The 14283-nt window shown below is 70.3% G+C and carries 12 protein-coding genes and 1 pseudogene; 6 read left to right on the forward strand and 7 right to left on the reverse strand.

The features are described from left to right. The 4 genes from JNK30_RS22385 to JNK30_RS22400 form a co-directional block, all read left to right on the forward strand. Nucleotides 1-417 (forward strand): hypothetical protein (locus JNK30_RS22385; RefSeq protein ID WP_293485907.1); only part of this gene is annotated, 417 nt, incomplete at its 5' end. A gap of 133 nt (nucleotides 418-550) precedes the next feature. Then, nucleotides 551-1939 (forward strand): sensor histidine kinase, encoded by a 1389-nt coding sequence (locus JNK30_RS22390; RefSeq protein WP_293485909.1) that lies wholly within the window; start codon nucleotides 551-553, stop codon nucleotides 1937-1939. 121 nt (nucleotides 1940-2060) lie between these two features. Next, complete coding sequence (locus JNK30_RS22395) at nucleotides 2061-3416, forward strand: glutamate--cysteine ligase (protein WP_293485911.1); 1356 nt, start codon at nucleotides 2061-2063, stop codon at nucleotides 3414-3416. Nucleotides 3417-3622: 206 nt separating this feature from the next. Beyond that, nucleotides 3623-4117, forward strand: coding sequence for a hypothetical protein (locus JNK30_RS22400; RefSeq protein WP_293485913.1), 495 nt, complete (start codon nucleotides 3623-3625; stop codon nucleotides 4115-4117). A 200-nt stretch (nucleotides 4118-4317) separates the two neighbouring features. Here the strand turns inward: JNK30_RS22400 and JNK30_RS22405 are convergent, their stop codons facing one another. Beyond that, complete coding sequence (locus tag JNK30_RS22405; protein WP_293485915.1) at nucleotides 4318-4821, reverse strand: DUF427 domain-containing protein; 504 nt, start codon at nucleotides 4819-4821, stop codon at nucleotides 4318-4320. Between the two features lie 203 nt (nucleotides 4822-5024). Between JNK30_RS22405 and JNK30_RS22410 the strand changes: the two genes are divergently transcribed. Next, on the forward strand, nucleotides 5025-6839 hold the full coding sequence (locus JNK30_RS22410) for a peptide MFS transporter (RefSeq protein ID WP_293485917.1): 1815 nt from the start codon (nucleotides 5025-5027) through the stop codon (nucleotides 6837-6839). 58 nt (nucleotides 6840-6897) lie between these two features. On the opposite strand, the gene JNK30_RS22415 is transcribed toward JNK30_RS22410, so the two are convergent. Both JNK30_RS22415 and JNK30_RS22420 read right to left on the reverse strand, forming a co-directional pair. After that, nucleotides 6898-7623: an SDR family oxidoreductase gene (locus JNK30_RS22415; RefSeq protein WP_293485919.1), complete on the reverse strand. Its 726-nt coding sequence runs from the start codon at nucleotides 7621-7623 to the stop codon at nucleotides 6898-6900. Further along, the gene (locus JNK30_RS22420) at nucleotides 7623-8813 is read right to left on the reverse strand and encodes a cytochrome P450 (protein WP_293485921.1); all 1191 of its coding nucleotides are present in this window, start codon (nucleotides 8811-8813) and stop codon (nucleotides 7623-7625) included. Before JNK30_RS22420 ends, JNK30_RS22415 begins: the two co-directional genes overlap by 1 nt. Before the next feature lie 225 nt (nucleotides 8814-9038). Here JNK30_RS22420 and JNK30_RS22425 point away from each other — a divergent pair, with 225 nt between their 5' ends. Next, the gene (locus JNK30_RS22425; RefSeq protein ID WP_293485923.1) at nucleotides 9039-10169 is read left to right on the forward strand and encodes a hypothetical protein; all 1131 of its coding nucleotides are present in this window, start codon (nucleotides 9039-9041) and stop codon (nucleotides 10167-10169) included. 45 nt (nucleotides 10170-10214) lie between these two features. Here the strand turns inward: JNK30_RS22425 and JNK30_RS22430 are convergent, their stop codons facing one another. From JNK30_RS22430 to JNK30_RS22445, 4 genes and pseudogenes are all read right to left on the reverse strand, one after another. Beyond that, nucleotides 10215-11342, reverse strand: coding sequence for a zinc-binding dehydrogenase (locus JNK30_RS22430; RefSeq protein WP_293485925.1), 1128 nt, complete (start codon nucleotides 11340-11342; stop codon nucleotides 10215-10217). A 437-nt stretch (nucleotides 11343-11779) separates the two neighbouring features. Then, entirely contained in the window at nucleotides 11780-12280 is a 501-nt protein-coding gene (locus JNK30_RS22435) for a hypothetical protein (protein WP_293485927.1), read from the reverse strand. A gap of 86 nt (nucleotides 12281-12366) precedes the next feature. Then, nucleotides 12367-13980: an NAD(P)/FAD-dependent oxidoreductase gene (locus JNK30_RS22440; protein ID WP_293485928.1), complete on the reverse strand. Its 1614-nt coding sequence runs from the start codon at nucleotides 13978-13980 to the stop codon at nucleotides 12367-12369. Nucleotides 13981-14046: 66 nt separating this feature from the next. Continuing rightward, nucleotides 14047-14283: pseudogene (locus JNK30_RS22445) on the reverse strand (hypothetical protein); the annotation flags it as partial.

Raw genomic sequence — 14283 nt, forward strand, 5'->3', positions numbered from 1 at the left:
CTGGTCGTCGAGCGGGACGGGCGCGCGCCCGAGGCGGTGGCCTGCCCGAAGCAGGGGATCCTGCCCCACGACATGGTCCACTACGCCGTCGAGAGCATCCTCGCCGGGCGCGGCTTCCTGTCGTTGGTGGCGGACGGCCAATCCCCCGGCGTTGCGGTCGACGGCGACGCGACCTCCGAGGCGATCGAGCGCCTTGTCGAGACCGTCCAGGCCGAGATGTGGGGCGGCCGGGTCCCGGCCGAGGAGCTGCTCGCCGTCTACGCGCACGCCTGCGAGGCCAGGGACCACGCCGCCGTCCCGGTCTCGCCGTCGGACGTGGCCCTCATCCGGGCCCGGATCGACGAGCTGTCCGCCCGGTGGTCCGCCGTTCCGGTCGGCGGCGCCCTGAGCCTGACGTTTCCGAACGCCGGCGCATGAAGCGGCCGCCGCCCAGGCTTGAGTATTGACCCCGCGCCGCTGGGGCGATCCTCTGATGCGGCGGCGTCGGGGTCCGCCGTGATGGACGATGCGCGCTGTGGAGGGGCGGCCAGGACATGAGTCGAACGCCGGGATGACTTCGCCGCCGTCCGGGCTCGTCACGGCCCTGAAGCACGCGCCCATCGGCGTCGCCATATTCGACCGGCAGATGCGCTATCTGGCCGCCTCCCGGCAGTTCCTGATCGACCAGGGGCTGCCCGGCGACACGCCGCTGGAGGGCCGGCTCCACTACGACGTCTTTCCCGGCATCCCCCCACGCTGGCGCGAGGTCCATGCCGAGGCGCTGCGCGACGGCGTGGAGCGGAGCCATCCGGCCGACGCCTTCCCCGGCCCCGACGGCCGGACCGTCTGGGTCCGCTGGCGCCTGGCCCCGTGGCGCGACGACGCGGGCGAGATCGGCGGGCTGGTGCTCTATACCGAGGTCGTGACCGAGGCGGTCGAGACGCAACTGCGCATCGAGGCGGCCGAGCAGCGCTACCGCGCCGTCTTCGACCACGCCGCCATCGGCGTGGCGCGGGTCTCGCCCGACGGGCGGATGCTCGAGGTCAACGAGCGCTTCTGCGAGATCTGCGGCTATCCGCGCGAGGAGCTGGAGGGGATGACCTTCCAGCAGATCACCCACCCCGACGACCTGGCCGCCGATCTCCTCCTGGTCCGCCAGGTGCTGGCCGCGCAGCGCCAGGCCTTCTCGCTGGAGAAGCGGTACGTGACCAAGGGCGGCGCGGCCGTCTGGGTCAGCCTCACGGTGGCGCTGGTCCGCAAGGCCGACGGACAGCCCGACTACTTCGTCTCGATGATCGAGGACATCGGCGCGCGGAAGGCGGCCGAGGCCGAGCAGGCGCGCTACGAGGGGCAGCTCCGCCTCATGATCAACGAGCTGAACCATCGGGTGAAGAACACGCTGACCACCGTCCAGTCGATGGCGGCGCAGACCCTGCGCCAGGGCGACGATCCGGCCGAGGCGTACGAGAAGTTCCAGGCGCGCCTGCTGGGCCTCGCCGACGTGCACGGCATCCTGACGCACGAGGGCTGGCACGGGGCCCCTCTGCAGGTCGTGGCCGAGCGCGCGCTGGCCCCGTTCCGGCCGGCGCAGCCCGGCCATGTGCGAATCGAGGGCCCGCAGGTGTGGCTCCAGCCGCCGGCGGCCCTGACCATGGCCATGGTCCTGCACGAGCTCGCCACGAATGCGGTCAAGTACGGGTCGCTCTCGGTCGATGGAGGCCGGATCGACCTGACCTGGACGATCGACGGCAGCGCGCTCGAGGTCACCTGGAGGGAATCGGGCGGGCCCCCGGTGCGGGCGCCCACGCGGCGCGGCTTCGGCTCTCGGCTGATCGAGCGCGGCCTCGGCGCGGAGCTGCGGGGGCGGGCGCGGATGGACTACGCGCCGGACGGGCTCGTCTGCATCCTCCAGGCGACGGCGCCGCCGCCGCCGGAGACGGCGCCGCTCTTCGAGATCTGACGCGCGTCAGGCGCCCGTCTTGAGCTCGACGGAATTGCGCCCACCTATCTGTGCGGCGTAAAGATGCCCGGCCGCGGGACCCGAGCCCGCCGCCCTGGCGTTGGGGCCTTGGAGGAAACACATGGCCGAGGCCGCCTGCGACGAACGTCCCCTGGTGTTCGAGGATCTGGTCCGCTGGATGGCGGAGGGCGCCAAGCCCGCCAGCGAGTGGCGGGTCGGCGCCGAGCACGAGAAGTTCGTCTTCCGTCTGAAGGACAACGCGCCGGTCCCCTACGAGCCGCAGGGGATCAAGGCGCTGCTGATGGGCCTCACCCGGTTCGGCTGGACGCCCGTCTACGAGGGCGAGAACGTCATCGCCCTCGAACGCGGCATGGCCAACGTCAGCCTGGAGCCCGGCGGGCAGTTCGAGCTCTCGGGCGCGCCGCTCGAGACGGTGCACGACATCTGCGAGGAGACGGGCCAGCACCTCACCGAGGTGAAGCAGGTGGCCGACGAGCTGGGCCTGGGCTTCCTGGGGCTGGGCTTCACGCCCACCTGGACCCGCGAGCAGGTCCCCGTGATGCCCAAGGGCCGCTACAAGATCATGCGGCAGTACATGCCGAAGGTCGGCGGCCTCGGCCTCGACATGATGTTCCGCACCTGCACCGTGCAGGCCAACCTCGACTTCGCGGACGAGGCGGACATGGTGGCGAAGTTCCGCACCTCGCTGGCGCTGCAGCCGATCGCCACCGCGCTCTTCGCCAATTCGCCGTTCATCGAGGGCAAGCCGTCGGGCTTCGTGTCGAGCCGCGCGAACGTGTGGACCGACACCGATCCCGACCGGACGGGCATGCTCGACTTCGTCTTCCAGGACGGCTTCGGCTTCGAGTCCTACGCGCGCTACGCCCTGACCGTGCCGATGTATTTCGTGAAGCGCGACGGCCGCTACATCGACGTCGCCGGCCGCTCCTTCATCGACTTCATGGAGGGCAAGCTGCCCGAACTCCCGGGCGAGCGGCCGACGATCAAGGACTGGGCCGACCACACCACGACCATCTTCCCCGAGGTGCGGCTGAAGAAGTACCTCGAGATGCGCGGCGCCGATTCCGGGCCCTGGAGCCGCCTCTGCGCGTTGCCGGCCCTCTGGATGGGGGTGCTCTACGACGCGCCGGCGCTCGCCGCCGCCTGGGACCTCTGCAAGGACTGGAAGATCGAGGACCACGAGCGCCTGCGCGCCGACGTGGCGCGGCGCGGCCTGAAGGCCGAGATCGCCGGCCGCACCGTGCAGGACGTCGCCAAGGACCTGCTGGCCATCGCCCGGTCCGGTCTCAAGAACCGCAACCGCCTGTCGGGCGGCCTGGTGGACGAGAGCGGCTACCTCGCCGAGCTCGAGCACATCGCCGACACGGGCGTCACCCCGGCCGAGCGCCTGGTGGAACTCTACAACGGGGCCTGGAAGGGCGACGTCAGCCGCGTCTACGGCGACTTCGCGTACTGAGGTCCGGCCGCCTGGAGCCTGTCCGGTCTTGATGGAACCATCAAGACCGGTTGGACAGGCTCTATCGCTTTGAATTAGAGCGCGTTATGGCGGCGAAACCGGCTTCCACTTCCGCCGGACGCGCTCTGGGCGTCAGCGCGGCCTTGACGTTCCGCGTCCAGTCTGGCGAGGGTCCCTCACGTCTAGCCCGCACCGAGGCCCCCCCAATGCCGGTCAAGCTGCCGAAGTACGCGCACTGGGTCGCCGAGCGCCGGTTCCTGGTCGACCCGGCCCGGCTGCCGCCGCTGAACGACGCCGAGGCGCGCCTGATCGAAGACCTCTACATCGAGCCTGGGCGTCTCCGGCTGCGCCGGATCACCCTCCCGGGCGGCGAGCAGGAGTTCAAGCTGGCGAAGAAGTACGCGCCCGACAATCCGCTGATCGGGCCGATGACCAACCTCTACCTGGACGCCGACGAGTACGGCATCCTGAGCACCCTGCCGGGCCGCCGCGTCTCCAAGCGCCGGCACAAGGTGGGCGGCTTCACGATCGACATGTTCGAAGGCCCGCACGCCGGCCTCGTGACCGCGGAGTGCGAAGCCACCAACCGCATGGCGGCGATGGCGTTCGACGTTCCCGACTGGTGTCTCCGCGAGGTGACGACCGAGGTCGCCTACACGGGCTGGCGGCTCGCCCAGGACCAGTCCGTCCCGAAGGGCTGACGCGCGGCGGGACGTCCGGCCGCCGCGGCCGCCCCGACATTCCAGGCGCCGGACTCAACACCCGGTCATCCCGGCGAAGGCCGGGATCCAGATGGAATGGCTCAGATGCTCGGTCCGTCGGTTCGGAGCCCCTCCCACCAAGGTCCCGCACCTGGATCTGGGTCCCGGCCTTCGCCGGGACAGTCGGAAGTCGTTGAACCCTAGCGGACGCCGCCCTCCGGCCCGGGCCCGTCGACGTTCGACTCCCAGGACCCGCGCTGCGCATGGCCGTCCCCGGCGTCGGTGTGCTGCACGATCTCGTCGACGCGGGACCGGTCGCCGGCGTGATCCGGGTTCACCGCCGCGTCGTCCACCTCGTAGACCTCGACCTTGTCCGGATAGAACGCCAGCCGGCCCTCGATCGCCTGCACGGCGGGGTAGGCCTGTTCGTAGGTCCAGACGGCGCTCTCGGCGATCTCGCTGTGCATCTTGAGGGTGTAGTAGGCCGCCTCGCCCTTGTACGGGCAGGTCGTGGCGTGCGCGGTGCGCGCCATGTAGTCCATCGAGACATCGTCGCGGGGGAAGTAGATCACCTCGGGATAGGTCGCCTCCTTCAGCACCAGCGCATCGGCGCTGTCGGCGATGACGTGGCCGGCGAAGCGGGCCCGCCAGCGCTTCTCGGCGGGACGGATGGTGATCGGGTGGTCGGGACCGGGGGTCTTCATCGGCGTGCTCCTTGCGGTCGGGAACGCGCCCGGCGCGATCGGGCTGCGTAGGATTTGGGGGCGCGTGGACGGCGCGCCAGGGTCGCCGGATCGCAGCCTTGCTTGTGCGCATGGCGAGCGCGTGATTTTCTCCGCCCAAATGGCCGCTGCGGGGCAAGACCGTTCCCGGCGCGCACCCCCAAGGGATACCGGAAACCCCTCGAATGTTGATTATCCTCATCGGCATCGTGGTGACGCTGGTCACCGGATTGCCTGTCCTGCTGCAGATGCTGCGCAACCATCCGCGCGGCCTCATCATCCTGTTCTTCGCCGAGATGTGGGAGCGCTTCTCCTACTACGGCATGCGCGGGATCCTGATCTTCTACCTGACCCAGCACCTGCTCTTCGACGACGACGTCGCGGGCGCGCAGTACGGGTCGTACACCTCGCTCGTCTACCTGCTGCCCCTGTTGGGCGGCCTGCTGGCCGACCGCTACCTGGGCACCCGCAAGGCCGTCGCGTTCGGCGCGCTGCTGCTGGTGGCGGGCCACCTGACCATGGCGGTCGAGGGCCAGCCCGCGAAGCAGACCCTGGTCTACGCCGGCCAGAGCTACGAGGTGGCGATCGAAGGCCGGATGGAGGAGCGTCAGGTCCGCCTGATGGTCGCCGGCCAGCCGCACGAGTTCTCGGCCACGGCCGACGGCGGCCTCGAGATCAAGAACCTGCCCGCCGGCGCGCCGCTGCCGGCCGTCCTGCCGCAGGGCCAGTACGAGCTGAAGAAGCAGGTCGATCCCATCGGCCAGGGCGCCTTCTACCTCGCCGTCTCGCTGATCATCATGGGGGTGGGCTTCCTGAAGCCGAACATCTCCACGATCGTGGGCCAGCTCTATCCGCAGGGCGACCCGCGGCGGGATTCGGGCTTCACCCTCTACTACTACGGCATCAACCTCGGGGCCTTCTGGGCCTCGGTGCTCTGCGCCTACCTGGGCCTGGAGTTCGGATGGTGGGCCGGCTTCGGCCTGGCCGGCGTGGGCATGGCGGCGGGCTTCGTCGTCTTCGTGCTCGGCAAGCCGCTGCTGGAAGGCAAGGGCGAGCCGCCGAACCCTGACCTGCTGAAGCAGAAGGTGGCCGGCCCGCTCAGCCGCGAGTGGCTGATCTACCTGGGCGGCATCCTGGGCGTGATCCCGGTGTGGTTCCTGGTCCAGCGCAACGACATCGTGGGCGTCGCCCTGATCGCTTCGACGGTCGTGTCGCTGGCCTACATCGCCTACTTCATCGGCAACCTCTACAGGCAGCGCATGCGGGTCGAGGCCGAACGGATGATCCTCGCGATGATCCTCGTCTTCGGCGCCGTCGTGTTCTTCACTCTCTTCGAACAGGCCGGCACGTCGCTGAACCTGTTCGCGGCGCGCAACGTCGACCTGGGCCCCGTCACGGCGGGGCAGACCCAGTCGTTCAACGCCGGCTTCATCCTGATCTTCGCGCCGGTCTTCGCCGCGCTCTGGGCCTGGCTGGGCAAGCGCGGCCGGAACCTCGATCCGACGCTGACCTTCGGCCTCGGCCTCATCCAGGTGGGGCTGGGCTTCCTGGTGGTGGTCTGGGGCCAGGCGCTGGCGGTGGACTACCGCATGCCGCTCTTCATGCTGGCGCTGCTGTACCTGCTGCACACCACGGGCGAGCTGTTCCTGTCGCCGGTGGGCCTGTCGCAGATCACCAAGCTCAGCGTCGCCAAGCTGGTGTCGTTCATGATGGCGGTCTGGTTCCTGTCGTCCTCGATCGCCCAGTACGTCGGCGGGATCATCGCCGGCGCCATGGGGACCCACACGGTGGGCGGCCAGGTGACGGACCGTGCGGCGGCCTTCGCCACGTCGATGGACGGCTTCAACAAGCTGGGCTGGGGCGGGCTCGCCTGCGGCGTGGTCTTCGTGGCGCTGAGCTTCGTCGTGAAGCACTGGGCCCACGGCGCCAACGACACCGCGCCCGTCGAGGACCCGCCGGCCCCCACGCCGGACGGCGAGCGCCAGGCGGTCCGTCCGTAGGTCCGCGGGGGCGCGCCGCCGAACCTCCCCCGCCGGCCCGGCGGGGGAGCGAGGCCGGCTACTGGCCCAGCGCGCTGCCGCCTTCCACGTAGAGGACCTGGCCCGTCGTGTAGCCGGCGCGCATGAGGTACAGGTAGGCCTCGGCGGCCTCCTCGGGCTCGCCGATGCGCGGCAGCAGCTGGCGGGCCGTGAGCCGGGCGAACTGGTCCTGGCGCCGCTCGGCCGGGATCGAATCCCAGACGCCGGTGCGGATCAGGCCCGGGCAGACGCAGTTCACCCGGATCGGCGCGAGCTCCACCGCCAGGGCGCGGGTCATGTGCTCGACCGCGCCGGCCATGGCGCTGGAGACCACCGAACCCTTGCTGGGGCGCTGGGCGATCATTCCGTCCGTGAGCGTGATCGACCCGTTCTGAGGAAGGGTCGGCGCGCCGTGCTTCGCCACCGCCAGCGCGCCCCAGAAGCGCACGCGGAACAGGCCGGCGGCGGCGGCGAGGTCGGTGTCCGCCAGAGGGCCCCGGCGCGCGCCGCCCCAGTCGCCCGCGGTGTAGACGATGTGGTCGAAGGCGCGGCCCTCGAAGAAGCCGGCGACGGCGGCCTCGTCGGTGGCGTCCAGGACGGCGCTGCGGGCGCGCTCGCCCAGCCGCCGGACGGCCGCATCCAGCTTGTCGGCGCTAGTGGAGGCCACCGTCACGGCCGCTCCCGCCTGCGACGCCGCCGCGGCGACGGCGAAGCCGATGCCGGACCCGCCGCCGATCACCAGGATCTGCTTGCCGCCCAGGTCCATCAGGCGGCCCGGAACCGGAGCGGCATGGCCTTCGGGCCCGAGATGAAGTTGGACGGCAGCCATTCCACCGGCGCGGCCAGCTCGAAGTCGGTCATCCGCGTCAGCACCTCGCGCAGCATGGCGTCGATCTCGATGCGGGCGATGTGCTGGCCCAGGCAGCCGTGCGGCCCGGTGCCGAAGGCGATGTGCGGGTTCTCGGGGCGCGAGAGGTCCAGCACGTCGGGGCGGTCGAAGACGGCGGGGTCGCGGTTGGCGGCGCCGAAGTACATGACCACCTTGTCGCCCGCCGCGATGCGCTGTCCGGCCAGGTCGGCGTCCCGCTTGGCGGTGCGCCGCATGTAGATCACCGGGCTGGTCCACCGCAGCAGTTCCTCGCGCGCGGTCGGCAGGCGCGCGTCGAAGTCGGCCATGAGCCAGGCGTGCTGCTCGGGGTGCTCCATCAGCGCCAGGAGGCCGCCCGACAGGAGGTTGCGCGTCGTGTCGCCGCCGGCGTCCACCAGCAGCAGGAAGAACAGCAGGAACTCCATGTCCTCGAGCCGGCGGCCGTCGACCTCGCAGGCCAGCAGCTTGGAGGCGAGATCGTCGCCGGGCCGGGCCCGCTTCTCGGCGATCACCTTCGACCCGTACTCGAACATCTTCATGACCGCCTGGCCGCCGGCGCCGGGCGGCAGCGCCTCGGGCGCGGTGTGGATGATCTCGGTGAGCTTGTAGAGCTCGCGCCCGTCGTCCAGCGGCAGGCCCATCAGCTCGGCGATCACGTAGGACGGCATCTCGCCGGCGACCTGGTCGACGAAGTCGCATTCGCCCCTGTCGATGACCGCATCGACGATCTGCTTCGCCAGCTCCTGGATGCGCGCCTGGCGAAGCCGGGCCGCCGGCTCCGTGAACTCCGACCGGATCAGCTTGCGGAACGCCGTGTGCTCGGGCGGATCCATCATCAGCATCATCTTGTACGGCCCGAAGCCGCCGGCCTCGGCCAGCGGGTCCGTGATCATGATGGTGGGCTCGGACGAGTAGGTCTGGAAGTCGCGGTCGACCGCCCAGACGTCGGCATGGCGCGTGACGGCCCAGAAGCCCTTGCCGCCCGGCTCGTCGTGCCAGCGGACGGGCGCGTTGGCCCGCAGCCAGTCGTACTGCCCGTGCGGCTGGCCCCCGGCGAAGCTGGCGGGCGAAAGCAGGTCGATCTTCATGTGGCCTGGCTCCGATCTCGGGGGGATTGGACGCGCTTGACTGCGGGTCACGCAAGCCCGTCGCGGCGGGGGGCGCTCGAGAGGTGGAAGAGCACGCCAGGGGTAATGCGATCCCTCCGAAGGCCTTGAAAAACCCACTCGGAGTGGACTTCGCAGGCGCGTCGTTAGCACGTTGTTTTCCAACTTGTGGCCAAGTCGGCCGGCGCTCTTCTCCCAGCCGAAGCCATGAAGAAAGCTCCCGACCGCACCGTCCGCAGCCTGATCGCCCTGGAGCAGTCCGCCTCCACGGCGCGCGTGCTCAATCTCGTCGCGACCCACAGGAAGCTCGCCAACGACCCGTCGCTGGCCGCCCAGCCCTTCTTCCAGAGCAAGGCGCTGAACCACGGGATCATCGTCAAGCATCGCGTGCGCCCGCACGAGCGCGAGCTGTTCGCCAAGCCCCTGGCCACCACGACGAAGATCATGGTGCCGATGGACGGCTCGGATCTGCGCTGTGGCGCGCGGTTCCTGATGATGGGCCAGAAGGACTTCGATCGCGCGGCCGAGCAGATGATCGGGGACATGCTGGCGCCGGGCCGTCCCGATCGCGAGATCCTCGAGCTGATCGACAGCCTGCCGTCGCTGGACCCGTTCCTGCTGCGCGAGCATCTGAAGCGCAACGGTTTCGAGCCGGCGCGGGCCTACTTCGCCATCACCGACGCCGACATCCTGCGGATGTACGAGTTCGTGCGCGCCGAGGTCATGGCGCTGGTGACCCTGTCGGCGGGGCAGGGCGGGGGCAACCAGGCCGCCGCGAAGCTGGTGGAGAAGCTGCTGTCGAGCGACCCCGACAACAGCTTCGAACCCCTGAAGGAGACCCTCAGGCTCAGCGACAAGGACTACCAGGACGGCGTCTTCTGCTGGCGGGGCTTCCTCTACTACAAGTGGGTGCTCGACGAGCTGACGCCCCGCCTGGGCCAGGTCCTGCTGGAGATCTCGACCCTCCAGCCGCGGGGCCACATCAGCCAGACCGCCAAGGAGTACATCGTCCCCGCGCGCAAGCGCCTGGAGACCTCCATCTCGCAGGTGGTCCAGGGGGTGAACCTCATGCTGGGCGTCTACGACAACGCCTACCGTTCCCTCACGCTGGACGGCCAGCCCACGGCGTTCCGCGACTTCCTGCTCGCGGCGCCCGACATGTTCATGTCGCTGGGCGAGCAATGCGGGGCGATCCAGCACATCATCAGCTTCTGGCGCTACCGGTTCCCCGGCAAGCGCACCGCGCCGGTCGACGCCGAGGAGCTGATGGACATCTTCCTGGACTTCGAGGACGGGCTCGGCTTCCTCGAGGACATGCCGCAGCCGAAGGTGGCCTGACCGCCGCCGCGGGCGCCTTGCACCGCCCGCGGCGACCGCGGCCCCTCAGAGGCCCTTGTTCGGGTTGATCAGGTACTTCGTCCCGGTGTGCTTGGCGTTGTAGGCGGCGATCGTCTCGGGGTTCAGGGCCTCGGCCAGCGAGATCTCGGCGGTGTAGTGGCTCGCGAAGGTCGTCTTGAGCTCGTCGGCGACGCGCTGGCGCAGCGCCTGGCCCTTCTCCGGACCCGCCTTCATCAGGAAGTAGGTGAGCAGCCAGCCGCCGAGACCCCAGCTCATCCCGAAGGCGCGGTTGAGCTCGGTGGGGCCGGTGTCGAGGCCGCCGTAGATGTAGACCTGCTTGTAGGTGGTCGAGCCGTAGCGGCTGTAGGCGCCCCCGGCGCGGCGGGTGGCGGCGATCTCCATGGCGGTGAGGATCTGGCCGGCGAGCTTGCCGCCGCCGATCGCGTCGAAGGCGAGGGTGGCTCCCGTGGCCTCGAGGGCGGCGACCAGCTCGTCCATGAAGGTGGGCGACGTGGAGTCCAGCACATGCTTGGCGCCGATGTCCTTCAGCGTCTTCGCCTGCGAGGCGCTGCGGACGATGTTGACCAGGTCCACCCCGTCCTTGAGGCAGATCTTCACCAGCATCTGGCCGAGGTTCGAGGCCGCGGCGGTGTGGACCAGGGCCGTGTGCCCCTCGGCCCGCATGGTCTCGACCATGCCCAGGGCCGTCAGCGGGTTGACGAAGCACGAGGCGCCGTCGGCGGCCGTGGCGTCGGCCGGCAGGACCAGGACGTCGCCGGCCTTGGCCATGCGGTATTGGGCGTACATCGCCCCGCCCAGGACCGCGACGCGCTTGCCCAGCAGCGCCTGCGCCGCGGGGTCGGAGCCTGCGGCCACCACCGTGCCCGCGCCCTCGTTGCCCACCGGCATCGACTGGTCGACCCGGGCGGCCATGGCGCGCATGAACTGCGGCGGCACCTTCGCGGACGTCACGCCGCCCGCGCTCTTCAGCGTGGAGAGGTCGGCGGGGCCCAGCAGCAGGCCCAGGTCGGACGGATTGAGCGGCGAGGCCTCGACCCGGATCAGCACCTCGTCCGGGCCCGGCGCCCCGAAGTCGGTCTCCTGCAGGCTGAGCTCCAGCTCGCCCGAACCCTTGATGATGGACCGCAGCTGCAGCCCCGTCTGTCCGCCCACGCGCGCCTCCCGTTGCCGCTTTTGAAGTTGTGCAGACGACATGGCGCGTCGGCGCGCGACAGCCAAGCCCCCGATGCAAGAAAGGCGGCCCTCTCGGACCGCCTCTGCCGCTTCTTCAGTGCCGCGCAGGACCGAAGTCCTGGAAGCGTCGCGGGGCCCCACGCCCCGGCTTGCCCGTGCTGGGCGCGCCGTTCCCGAACGTCATCCTCCATGTGCGCGGCGGCCACAAGCCCCCTGTGCGCCCGCGACGCACTCCGTGGCGAGCTGTCACCCGGCGGACACGCCCCGAAATGGCCTAATTTGCGACCCGAGGCGAACACACCTCGCCCGTTTACTCCATTGCGTCGGCTGGCCCGCATCCGGTCCGGATCCTGAACAGCCCCCCCAGCCCCCCTGATCGGGCGCCTGGTCAGCCGACGACCCTCCCCCCAAAGATCCTAGAGCTCGCGCACGGCGTTCAGCCACTCGGCCGCGTTCCAGGACGCCGAGCGCCCGCCCAGCCCCTCGCAGCGGAAGTTGACGTCGTTGGTTTGCACCAGCGCCAGCAGGCGTCGGCCGGTCAGGAGGTGGTTGCGGGACCAGTCCTCGATGATGTCCAGCACCCCGTGCGCGAACGCCGGTTCCTCGCCGGCGATCACGTGGAAGTCGCGCAGGCAGATGGCGACGTCGGGGCAGTCGCCGAAGGGGAAGGCGGCGAACCCGTCGTTCAGGGCGTTCAGGTTTCCGTCCCACGCCCCGTCGCCCCAGCCCAGGGCCTCGCTGACCGCGCGGCGGAACTGGCTGGGCGTGACGCAGGCGATCTCCAGGAGCCGGTAGCCGAGCGCCCCCAGTTCGGCCTTGCTGGCCTCGAAGCGCTCCTCGCGCCAGAACAGCGTGATCGCGCCGTGGCGCAACAGCTCCCAGTCCGCGCGATCGAAGTCGCCCGCGGTGCGGAACACCCTGAAGCCTCCCTCGCCAGCATGCCGCGCAGCACGCCGGCAACCCTGATCCCAGGTTGTATGGCAGCCCCAGGTGAGCGGCTAAGTCAAGGTCGCCCTTCGGCCTCCAACCGGAAGCCTTCGTAGCCGCTAGCGGCCACCTCGGCGCACTTGTCGCGGTAGACGGGGAAGCCGCCGATGTAGGGCATGAAGACCCGCGGCTTTCCGGGGACGTTGGCGCCCAGGTACCAGCTGTTGGCCAGCGGGTAGATGGTGCCGTTGGCCACCTCGTTGACGTGCTCCACCCAGGCGTCCTGCGCCGGCTCGGTCGCCTCGATCGCGCCCATCTGGCGGCCGCCCATCCAGGCGATGCAGTCCGAGATCCACTCCACGTGCTGCTCGATGGCGACAGCCATGTTGCAGAGGACCGAAGGGCTTCCGGGGCCGGTGACCAGGAAGAGGTTCGGGAAGCCGGCGGTCATCAGGCCCAGGTAGGTCCGCGGGCCGGCGGCCCAGGCTTCGGACAGCGTGCGGCCGTCCCGGCCGCGGATGTCGATCTTCGAGAGCGCGCCCGTCATGGCGTCGAAGCCGATGGCGTAGACGATGGCGTCGACGTCGTAGCTCTTCGCGGCCGTCTTCACCCCGGTCGCCGTGATCGCCTCGATCGGTTCGTCGGACAGGTCCACCAGACTGACGTTGGGACGGTTGAAGGTGGCGTAGTAGCCGGTGTCGACGCACAGCCGCTTGGCGCCGATGGGGTAGGTCTTGGGGATCAGCTTCTCGGCGGTCGCGGGGTCCTGAACGATCCCGCGGATCTTCTCGGCCATGAACTCCACGGCCGTGCTGTTGGCCTCGACGTCGGTCACAAGGTCGTTGTAGGCGCCCAGGAAGGCGAAGCCGCCATATCTCCAGCGGGCTTCGAAGGCGTCCTTGCGCTGCTCGGGCGTCGCCTGGAGCGCCGGCGTGTCGCCCATGGCGACGCCGCGGATCCCGAAGCCGGCTTCCCGGGCCTCGGCGCGATAGGCCGCACGGTTGGCGGCCCAGTCGGCCGCGACGGCCGGGTCGATCGGGCCGTTGTGCGCCGGCACGCTGAAGTTGGGGGTGCGCTGGAACACCGTCACGTGCTTCGCCTGGGCGGCGATCACGGGGATGGACTGGATCGCCGACGAGCCCGTCCCGATCACCGCGACGGTCATGCCCGTGAAGTCGACGCCCTCTTCGGGCCAGCGGCTGGTGTGCCAGGAGGGGCCGCGGAACTCGCGCTCGCCCGGGAACTCGTCGCCCTTCGGAACGGACAGGCATCCCGTGGCCATGACGCACCAGCGGGCCGATATGGTCTCGCCGCCGTCGGTGGCGATGCTCCAGCGGCGGGCCGCCTCCTGCCAGTGGGCGGCCGTGATCCGCGTCTCGAGCTGGATGTCGCCGCGCAGGTCGAAGCGGTCGGCCACATGGTTGAGGTAGCGCAGCAGCTCGGGCTGGGTGGCGTAGCGCTCGCTCCAGACCCACTCCGCGTCCAGTTCGGGGGAGAACGAGTAGGAGTACTCCTGGCTCTCGATGTCGACGCGCGCGCCCGGATACCGGTTCCAGAACCAGGTGCCGCCCACGCTGGGGCCGGCCTCGTAGACCCGCGCCGAGACGCCCAGCTGCTTCAGCCGGTGCAGCATGTAGAGGCCCGAGAATCCGGCCCCTACGATGACCACGTCATAGGCCTGGTCCGCCATCGTCGCCTCCCACCCTTTTTGCTTTTGGCCGACGATAGCCGGTTTCCGTCGGGGAGGGGCGAGCTTTCAGCGGCGGTTGCGCAGGCCCAGCAGGTCGGTCCAGCGCCAGCTGCCTGCGCCCAGGGCGATACGCGCGGAGCCCGGCGCGTCGGCCAGGGAGATCACCACCAGGCCGCTGACGCGCTCGGCCTTGCAGGCCTCCGGGGCGAATCCGACCTCCCACTGGATCGCCTCGCGGACGGCCGCCAGGCCCGCGCCTTCCTGCACGCCGTGGCGCACCCAGGCGCCGTCCCAGATGCGGAT

Source organism: Phenylobacterium sp. (assembly GCF_016793225.1).
GTDB lineage: Bacteria > Pseudomonadota > Alphaproteobacteria > Caulobacterales > Caulobacteraceae > Phenylobacterium.